Below are 6,630 nucleotides of genomic sequence, written 5' to 3' on the forward strand. Positions count from 1 at the left end.
CATATTTCATCGCGCCAGAAGGAACGCTCACCGAAGAAACTAAAAAAGCGCTCACCGATGTCGTCGTGTTTCCGCCGGGAAATCCGCCCGCCGAATACGTCGAAGCGTGTCGCAGCGGCGTGGAAATCGCCGCGCGAACGCTGGCGAAAGGAGAGTACGATGTCGTGATCTTGGATGAAATCAATGTCGCGTTGCATTTCGGCTTGGTCACGCGGGAGGATTGCGAAGCGCTGATCGCCGCTAAACCGGTCGGCACCGAGCTTGTTTTCACCGGTCGTAAAGCGCCGCAATGGTTAGTTGACCGCGCGGATCTTGTGACCGAAATGCGCAACGTGAAACATTACTATGACGCCGGTGTCGCGAATCGTCGCGGCATCGAAGACTGAAGGAGTGGGGAAAGATGGAAATAGTGACCACGATCCTTTGGGCGCTGCTTGCACTGATTATCCTCATTCTTGTCGTATTGCTGATTTTTTTGTGGCAGCGCGTTCATTATGAATTCGCCGTGCAGAAATATGAGGGCATGGCGACCCGCGTCAAAATCGATTGGGCGTGGGAGCTTTTAGCGGCGCAGGCGCGATATGACAGCGGCGCCGGACTTTTCTGGGAAGTGAAATGGCCGTTCGGCGGCATGAATTCGCACCCGGAATCTAAAGCGGAAGGCATCGAAGCGCGGGCCAAACAAATGGAAGAACAGGCCAAAGAAGGTAAACAACGGCGCAAAAAAGCAAACGAAGACGCGGAAACGATCCGTCAAAAAGCGGCCGAACGAGCCGAAGCCGCTAAAGCCGATGCCGATTACTACGCGGAAGAAGAACGGCTGCGTAAAAAAACGGATCCCGATGTCGCCGCCGAATGGGATCGTCTGGAGCGTGAAGCCGAACGCCATCGCGAACGGCAGGAAGCGCGCGACGAGGACGACAAAGCGAAGCCGCAACCGGGCGTAAAAGACTATCTCGGATTGGTCCGTTACGCCTTGGCGCAAGATATTTTACAACCGTTGGCAACGTATCTTTCCCGTTTATGGGGGCGAGCCAAACCGCGTTACGCGGAAGGCGAAGCGACGGTCGGTTTGGCGGATCCGTACACGCAAGGTCTTTTGATGGGCGCCATGTATGCGTCGCTGCCCGCGCTTGCTTCGCGTACCGGATTTGTCTTTAACGAAGAAGTTGTCGAAGGTCGCTTTCGCACCGGCGGCGGCATTCGACCGCTGGCTGTTGTTTGGGATTCTCTGCGACTTGTCTGTGCGGCACCGGTCCGCAAGACCGCATGGTACTACTGGCGTCACGTCATCAACAAGGAGGAATAACAATGGAAACGAAGAAAACGAACGAACCGATGGCAACGTACACGAGTGACAAAATCGAGGCGTTGTTCCAGAGCTTCAAACACATGATCTCGGTGGAAACCGTCGTTGGCGAAGCGGTACATATCGGAGACACCACGCTCGTGCCTTTTGTCGACGTGGCATTCGGCTTCGGTACCGGCGGCGCCGGAACGAAAGGCGACGGCGCGGGCGGCGGCGGCAAAATGACACCGACTGCGATTCTTGTCATCAAGGGCGACCGCGTGGAACTCTTCTCCGTGAAAGACGGTAACAAGAGCGGCGCCTTTGAAAAATTGCTCAACATGGTGCCGGAAATTATCGACAAAATGCGCAAAGACAAATTTATTTACATTAAGGAAGACGACGAACTCCATCCTTGAGTTCTCACGCGCCCCTAATTTGCGCGCTGTATCCTCATACGTTACAATATACGCAAGGCATAATGCCCAAAGGAGGCACGAATGAAACAAAAAATGATAGCGCTCGCGCTTACCGGAGTGTTCGCATGCGGCACGATGCTGACCGCGGCGGCAGCCGGTATCGGCTACGTGAATCAGCAGGCTCTGATGCAGGCGCATCCGCGCATGATGAAAGCCCAGTTGACGCTGAAAGCGGAAACGCAAAAACAGCAGCAGAAGTTTGACAAAGAAGTTGTCAAACTGAAAGACGATAACGCGAAACGCGATCTCTACATGAAATTGCAGAGAGAATTATCGGAAAAAGAACAGGAACTGATAGGACCGATCATGCGAGATGTTCAAAAAGCGATCGAAAAAACCCGTCAGGAAAAAGGCTTGGACGCCATTCTGGATCGTGACGCGGTAGTGGCCGGCGGCCAAGACGTGACCGTAGACGTGCAGAAAAAATTTTAAGTCGTAACATAAAAAACACCTCATACGAGGTGTTTTTTTGTGCCGCGAAAGGTTTACGGCAAGCGGCAACCTTTTCGCAACATAAAGAGTGATTGTCAGTCGGCGGTGGAAATTACCGCACGACGTGCGGATTCGGAAAATTTTTCTAAGCGGGCGGTCGCCATTGTTTGCGCGCGGACTTGGCGGAAATTTGGAGCAATCATACGACCGCGACAAAAATTACGCACGTACGGATTTCGCATCCGACTTTACATAAAAATGATCTGTGCTATACTGAACAACGGAGATAGTATTCGCTTGAAACTATACTCATTTTGACCCGTAGTTCATGCCCTTCGTAAGTAGTCATGGGCGCTTTTCGAGCGCGCATGATTTTTTTATTGCAAGGGGGGAACCAATGACGATTTCCATGTTAAAGGGAAAAATCCACCGGGCCACCGTAACCCAGGCGGAATTGGATTATGTAGGAAGTATTACGGTAGACAGCGCATTATTAGAAGCCGCCGGTATTCAAGAATACCAGGCAGTGCAGATCGTGGACGTGAATAACGGCCAACGTTTCAGCACGTATACCATTGCCGGTGAAGCCGGCAGCGGCGTGATTTGCTTAAACGGCGCAGCCGCCCGCTGCGTCAGTGTCGGAGATAAAGTAATTATCATGGCGTACGCCGATCTCACACCCGAAGAGGCGTCACAGCACCGACCGACCGTCGTATTTGTAGAGGAAGACAACCGTATTCATCGCGTAACCGATTACGAACAGCACGGCAGGTTAAGCGACCAGGCATAGGACTGCGGGGTCAAAAGAGGCTATCTTCCAATCTACTGAAAAGGACGGATATCCATGCAAATTTGTACTACCGTTGCCGAGGTGCGCGCCTTAGTCGACGCCTGGCACAAAGAGGGAAAAACCGTCGGTCTCGTGCCGACGATGGGCTTTCTGCATGAAGGCCATGAAAGTTTGATTCAAAAAGCGGTCGCGGAAAATGACTGCGTAGTCGTTTCCGATTTTGTCAATCCGACGCAGTTCGGACCGCAGGAAGATTTGGAAGCGTATCCGCGCGATTTCGCGCAGGATCAAGCGCGTTGTGAAAAAAACGGCGCCGCGGCGATTTTTCATCCGACGCCGGAAGAGATGTACCACGATCCGGCGGCGTATGTCAATATCGAGGGATTGTCGTCGACATTGTGCGGCAAGTCGCGCCCGATTCATTTTCGCGGTGTGTGCACGGTCGTCAGTAAATTATTTAATATTGTCCGGCCGGAGCGGGCGTACTTTGGTGAGAAAGACGCCCAGCAATTAGCAATTATTCGCAAGATGGTCACGGATTTGAATTTTCCGGTGACGATTGTCGGTTGCCCGATCGTGCGTGAAGAGGACGGTTTGGCGAAATCGTCCCGCAACACGTATTTGAGCGCGGCGGAACGTCGCGCCGCGTTGTGCCTTTCGCAAGCGGTGAAACAAGGACAGCAAACGATCGCGCCGAAGATGGCGGCCGCCGATGTGTTGCAGCCGATGCGCGAGATTCTGGAAAACGAACCGCTCGCCCGTGTGGATTATTTGGAAATGGTGGACGCGCAAACCATGCAACCCGCAGATCGCGTTGACAGGGCTGTTTTGGTCGCGATGGCCGTGTATATCGGCAAAACGCGTCTCATTGATAATTTCTCGTTCGATCCGGCAGGTGCGCGATGAAAACTATCGTGAAGATCACCGGCGCGCTCACGCGTTACATCGGCGCCATCATCATCATTTTCACGGCGTGGGCATTTTTACAACCGGAATTATTCGGTTGGGCGGTACAGTATACCGCTTGGTTTTTAGGCGCGGCGATGTTCGGCATGGGGCTTTCCATTCACGCCGAAGATTTCGCCGTCGTGTTCGCCCGTCCGCGGGAAGTGCTTTTGGGCGTGGCGTTGCAGTATACGGTGATGCCGGTCGCCGCGTGGGCGTTGGCGGCCGGCTTGGGATTGCCGACAGACTTGGCGCTCGGCGTCATTTTGGTCGGTTGCTGCCCGGGCGGCACGGCGAGTAACGTCATTACGTACATCGCCGGCGGCGACGTCGCGCTTTCGGTCGGCATGACGATCGTCTCGACGCTTTTGGCGCCGCTGGCCACGCCGTTCTTGGTGTTCGGTCTCGCCGGTGCGTGGGTCAATGTTTCGCTTTGGGCGATGATTATTTCCGTCGTCAAAGTGGTCTTGATTCCGGTCCTGCTCGGTCTTTTGCTGCACACGCTGTTCCGTTCCAAAATCAAACCGGTACAGGATGTTTTCCCGTTGGTTTCGGTCGCGGCGATCGTTTTCATCATCGCCGGTATCGTGGCGGTGAACCGCGAAAAAGTGTTGACGAGCGGTCTGATTGTGATTGGTTTAGTGGCGATTCACAACCTGGTCGGTCTCGGCCTCGGCTACTTGGCCGCGCGGCAGGCGAAAGCGTCGTACGCCAAAACAACGGCGATCGCGATCGAAGTCGGCATGCAGAACAGCGGTCTTGCGATTGCGCTCGCGACGGCGAACTTCGCGGCCAACCCGTTGGCGACTTTGCCCGGCGCGATCTTCAGCGTCTGGCACAATATTTCCGGCTCGCTCTTTGCCAGCTATCGTCGTCGGGAAGAACCGGATACAGCAAAGGATTCGGTCGAACAGTTGCCTTTGGAAACACAGTAAACCATATAAAAAAGACTCTCCGCGGAGAGTCTTTTTTGTTGCGTTCATTCAGATGAACATCGGATACACGAAAATTTGAATCAAGCGCGCGATACCGACGTAGATTGCGAACGCGGCGGCAATGTGCAGCACATGAAATTTTTTATTTTGCGGCTGCGGTCGATCCGGCAGCCAAATCAAGAAAATCGCGTACGCGAGTGACAGAATCGGCACGAGCATGATGTACACGTATTCCACCGGCCGACCGACGCGACTGAGACGCATGCCGACGGCGAAGAAAAGAATTGCCACGCCGATGTTGCCGATGAGATTTAGGGGGAAGGATGTGGGGATAAGATCCATGAACGTCATTGCGCCCATTACGACACCTGTGATAAGACCGCAGATATATGTCGTGCGGCCGAAGCCGTTTTGATAATCCGATTGGGTAGCCATATATACCTCTTTTCAAAATATCAGCGAGCGTCTTCGCCCACTTTGGTAAAATGCAACGCATGGTAGCCGCACAACGCGAGCAACAAGCACGCGCCGATAAAATACGACAGCAGCGGCGGCCAGCTTCCGTACATGCCGTACAACGCGCCCACGCCGACCGGTCCGATCGCCGCTAAAAGATACGCGATCGCCTGACCGACGCCGGAAAGGCGCGACGCGATCAGAGGGTTCGCGGCGCGTACCGCGAAGGCGAGCATGCACAGACTGAACGTGGCGCCGGCGGCCAGCGCGATCCAAATGATCGCCGCCGTCAACCACAGTGACGTTTGCGCGGCAAATACGAAATAAAAACCCGTAAGATATATCAGACCCGCCGCCGCGCCGTAGTGACGGCGATAGCGCCCCTGCGCCAAAAGCGGCGTCAAAAGGGAAGCGGGCAAACTGATCAGCTGAAACAGAAACGAATAGTAACCGCCGAGCGCCATATCGTAACCTTTCGCGACGACCCAATACGGCAACCACGTGACCAGCGAAAAATAGACCAGAGATTGCAAACCCATAAACAACGCGACCCACCACGCTGCATAGTGGGAAAAGACCGCGCGAATGGAAAGCTCTTTATGCGCACGCGCCGTCGGTCGCCGATTCGGTAATGAAAACCACAGTCCCGCGCCCACCACCGCCGTCGCCGCCCAGGAGGCGCACACGAGTTGCCAGCCGTAATGCGCGGCGAGCGGAATCACAATCGCATTGCTGACGGCATTCATACCGTTCATCGCGACGACAAAAATACCGGTCGCCAGCGCCGTATGTTTGGGATACCAAGCTTTGGTGAGCGTCGGTAAAAGCACATTGCCGATCGCGACGCCCGCCGAAAGCAGCACGGTTCCGGCAAAGAGACCGGTGATGCCCGCGTACGAACGCAGGACGACGCCTAGCGCCAACAACACCATCGCGCCGCCGAACAGTCGCGTCATGCCGCAGCGGGGGATCCAGTTGCCGACAAAAGGCGATACCGCCGCAAATACCAGCAGCGGCAGTGTCGTCAGCATCCCGATCGTCGCGTGCGACAGACCGAAGTGCGCCTGCAACACCAGCAACAACGGCGTCAGCATCAAAAACGAAGCGCGTAAATGCAGCGTGCTCCAACCCAATACCACGCCATGTTGTAAATTCATTTTACACCCCTTAATCGATACCTCTATCGTATAAAAGCGCGGGCATTCTGTCAAACATAGTGGAAGTCTCGCGACACAAGAATAAAAATTTGAATTTACGTGGAATTTTTGCGAAATTTTCACATAGTTAAAAAATAGAAATAAATGC

Annotated in this window: 9 protein-coding genes; 7 read left to right on the plus strand and 2 right to left on the minus strand. The window is 54.3% G+C overall.

From position 1 onward, the window contains the following. The 7 genes from RDN69_RS05455 to RDN69_RS05485 form a co-directional block, all read left to right on the plus strand. Positions 1-386: cob(I)yrinic acid a,c-diamide adenosyltransferase (locus tag RDN69_RS05455; protein WP_288218336.1), on the plus strand; the 386-nt coding region annotated here is incomplete at its 5' end. Positions 387-400: 14 nt separating this feature from the next. After that, positions 401-1,309, plus strand: a complete 909-nt coding sequence (locus RDN69_RS05460) for a hypothetical protein (protein WP_034437174.1) — start codon at positions 401-403, stop codon at positions 1,307-1,309. Positions 1,310-1,311: 2 nt separating this feature from the next. Next, positions 1,312-1,707 (plus strand): GerW family sporulation protein, encoded by a 396-nt coding sequence (locus tag RDN69_RS05465; RefSeq protein WP_156101839.1) that lies wholly within the window; start codon positions 1,312-1,314, stop codon positions 1,705-1,707. A gap of 81 nt (positions 1,708-1,788) precedes the next feature. Further along, complete coding sequence (locus RDN69_RS05470) at positions 1,789-2,199, plus strand: OmpH family outer membrane protein (RefSeq protein ID WP_034437176.1); 411 nt, start codon at positions 1,789-1,791, stop codon at positions 2,197-2,199. A gap of 397 nt (positions 2,200-2,596) precedes the next feature. Next, positions 2,597-2,989, plus strand: a complete 393-nt coding sequence (panD, locus tag RDN69_RS05475; protein WP_273259436.1) for an aspartate 1-decarboxylase — start codon at positions 2,597-2,599, stop codon at positions 2,987-2,989. Positions 2,990-3,043: 54 nt separating this feature from the next. Further along, positions 3,044-3,895: a pantoate--beta-alanine ligase gene (gene panC, locus RDN69_RS05480; RefSeq protein WP_273259437.1), complete on the plus strand. Its 852-nt coding sequence runs from the start codon at positions 3,044-3,046 to the stop codon at positions 3,893-3,895. Next, entirely contained in the window at positions 3,892-4,869 is a 978-nt protein-coding gene (locus RDN69_RS05485; RefSeq protein WP_273259438.1) for a bile acid:sodium symporter family protein, read from the plus strand. The genes panC and RDN69_RS05485 overlap by 4 nt, the downstream gene beginning before the upstream one ends. A gap of 48 nt (positions 4,870-4,917) precedes the next feature. Here RDN69_RS05485 and RDN69_RS05490 read toward each other — a convergent pair whose 3' ends face one another. Together RDN69_RS05490 and RDN69_RS05495 are read right to left on the minus strand one after the other, a co-directional pair. Continuing rightward, on the minus strand, positions 4,918-5,304 hold the full coding sequence (locus tag RDN69_RS05490; protein ID WP_288218337.1) for a hypothetical protein: 387 nt from the start codon (positions 5,302-5,304) through the stop codon (positions 4,918-4,920). Between the two features lie 20 nt (positions 5,305-5,324). Then, entirely contained in the window at positions 5,325-6,482 is a 1,158-nt protein-coding gene (locus tag RDN69_RS05495; protein ID WP_288218338.1) for an MFS transporter, read from the minus strand. Positions 6,483-6,630 lie beyond the last annotated feature (148 nt).

The sequence above is a fragment of the uncultured Negativicoccus sp. genome, from assembly GCF_902480485.1.
GTDB classification, from domain to species: Bacteria; Bacillota; Negativicutes; order Veillonellales; family Negativicoccaceae; genus Negativicoccus; species Negativicoccus succinicivorans.

Coding starts and splice junctions, on each gene's coding strand:
- RDN69_RS05485 (WP_273259438.1), top strand. CDS start 3,892: ATGAAAACTATCGTGAAGATCACCGGCGCGCTCACGCGTTACATCGGC.
- RDN69_RS05490 (WP_288218337.1), bottom strand. CDS start 5,304: ATGGCTACCCAATCGGATTATCAAAACGGCTTCGGCCGCACGACATAT.
- RDN69_RS05495 (WP_288218338.1), bottom strand. CDS start 6,482: ATGAATTTACAACATGGCGTGGTATTGGGTTGGAGCACGCTGCATTTA.
- RDN69_RS05470 (WP_034437176.1), top strand. CDS start 1,789: ATGAAACAAAAAATGATAGCGCTCGCGCTTACCGGAGTGTTCGCATGC.
- RDN69_RS05460 (WP_034437174.1), top strand. CDS start 401: ATGGAAATAGTGACCACGATCCTTTGGGCGCTGCTTGCACTGATTATC.
- panC (WP_273259437.1), top strand. CDS start 3,044: ATGCAAATTTGTACTACCGTTGCCGAGGTGCGCGCCTTAGTCGACGCC.
- panD (WP_273259436.1), top strand. CDS start 2,597: ATGACGATTTCCATGTTAAAGGGAAAAATCCACCGGGCCACCGTAACC.
- RDN69_RS05465 (WP_156101839.1), top strand. CDS start 1,312: ATGGAAACGAAGAAAACGAACGAACCGATGGCAACGTACACGAGTGAC.